Origin of the sequence: Pseudomonas sp. CM25 (assembly GCF_013179705.1) — a bacterium.
GTDB lineage: Bacteria > Pseudomonadota > Gammaproteobacteria > Pseudomonadales > Pseudomonadaceae > Aquipseudomonas.
The window spans coordinates 1-1779 of the sequence record NZ_JABMCW010000602.1 but is presented as its reverse complement, the minus strand read 5'-3'; the positions used below and the strand labels follow the sequence as shown (position 1 = coordinate 1779).

The following is a 1779-nucleotide window of genomic DNA, read 5'->3' as shown; positions in this document are numbered from 1 at the left end:
GTACGTGAAGCCGACGACGACAGTCTGGCCAAAGAGGTTCAGCGTGCCCAGTCAGTATCGGATATCAGCCGGGTTCTGATTGAAAGCGCAAAGGTTGAGATCGACTACTTCCGCCACATTGGCGGCGAGAACTCAGCCAGCACGTTTATCGAATCGAAACCAGCCCTGCCGCCGGCAAAAAGGACCTGACGTGACAGATCGGCGTGACAACCAAAACCTGACGCGTCAGGAGGAATAGCGATGGCAGCAGCAGAGAATCTGCCCGAAGACCATGTGCACGACAAGGTCACCGAAAAACGGATGGGCGAGTTGGTGGGGTGTACAGCGAAGGCGCTTCAACGCAAGCGCGAGAAAGGCATCATCCCCAACTGGGTGTGGATGAAGATCAACGGCAGGATTATGTACAGCAAAAGGAGATATGACGAATGGATCGAAAGCCTGTGGACCTGCCGGCCGGAGTCGAGCTTGTCGGGCGCTCAATCCGAATTCGCTTCACCTGGAACAAGAAGCGGTGCTGCGAGACGCTCGCCCTCCCTCAGACCCCGAAAGGGATCGCAGCAGCAGCGAGTCTACGTGCTCAAGTAAAGGGGTTGGACAAGCTCGGCGCCCTGACGGCAGAGAAGTACGCCGAGCTGTTCCCAAATACCCGAAGCGTGGTGGTTCAGGAGCAAACTACGCCGATCTTCTTCGATTACGCGCAGGACTGGCTCAACAGCCTGCAGATCGTGGAGGGAACCCGGAAAAACTACCGCTCTGCCCTGCAGGTGTATTGGGTTCCGTACCTGGCCGAGAAGCCGATCGACACCATCACGTCAGTGCTCCTGCGCAAGATCATGAACGATATCAAGTGGACTTCCCCGGTACGCCGCAAGGGCGTGGTCGGCCTACTGGTGTCGATCTTCCAGCAGGCGGTGACGGACGAGTTGATTGTTCGAAACCCGGCCCTGTCTATCCCAGGCGCCAAAGTGCCGAAGCGTGAGGTCGACCCTTTCACCAAAGAGGAAGCGGATTCGATCATTGCTCATCTGTACGAAACGACGAGCGGCATGACGGCAATTTACGCGGCCTATTTCGAGTTCTGTTTCTACACCGGCATGCGGCCGGGCGAGGTGATGGCTTTGCGCTGGAGCGAAATCGACAGGCGCGGAAAGACTGCCAACGTTTGCCGCATTCAGATCCGTGGAGTGATCCAGGATCGCACCAAAACGAAGCGTTCCCGGAAAGTTTTATTGAACGATCGCGCCCTGCATGCGCTCGAAAAAGCTAGACCGCTCACCGAGGCCCGTTCAGATTATGTGTTCGCGCCCAGTGGGACGGGTGACCGCTCGGATATGTTCATTCGCTCCGAGACGAGTCAAAAACGCTACTGGCTGGCAGCCCTACGGAAGCTTGGTATCAGGCGCCGCAGGATGTACGACACGCGCCACACGTACGCGACCATGTGCCTGATGGCCGGCATGAACCCGGCATTCATCGCCGCGCAACTCGGGCATAGCGTACAGGTGCTGCTTTCGACATACGCGAAGTGGATCAACTCGCCGAATGACTGGGCTGAGCTTGATAAGCTGAAATCGCTGGAAAGTGGTACAAAAATGGTACGAGCTAAAAGCCAGTAACGCCAAGAGTGCCGAAACTCAAAGGGTTTACGTTACATGTGCGGATTAGCAGGAGTATTGGAAAAGGGGGTTTTAAAGGCCTACAGGGGCCATATTTCCCCCTGATTCCCCCATAAAAACCACTTTTTGGTACAAAAAGTGGTACGAGTATTACAGTCAAGCC

Annotated in this window: 3 protein-coding genes; all 3 read left to right on the top strand. The window is 55.9% G+C overall.

Annotated features, from left to right (window positions below; all coding sequences use genetic code 11):
• The coding region (locus HP546_RS29875) for a hypothetical protein (protein WP_172233368.1) at positions 1–189 on the top strand (189 nt) is incomplete at its 5' end.
• 51 nt (positions 190–240) lie between these two features.
• Positions 241–585: a hypothetical protein gene (locus HP546_RS31950; RefSeq protein WP_279855061.1), complete on the top strand. Its 345-nt coding sequence runs from the start codon at positions 241–243 to the stop codon at positions 583–585.
• Positions 480–1616, top strand: coding sequence for a tyrosine-type recombinase/integrase (locus HP546_RS29870; RefSeq protein WP_372242483.1), 1137 nt, complete (start codon positions 480–482; stop codon positions 1614–1616). The genes HP546_RS31950 and HP546_RS29870 overlap by 106 nt, the downstream gene beginning before the upstream one ends.
• Positions 1617–1779: the final 163 nt, after the last annotated feature.

What these genes read in the sequence shown, in the direction of transcription:
- HP546_RS31950 (WP_279855061.1), top strand. Translation starts at nt 241, where the DNA reads ATGGCAGCAGCAGAGAATCTGCCCGAAGACCATGTGCACGACAAGGTC.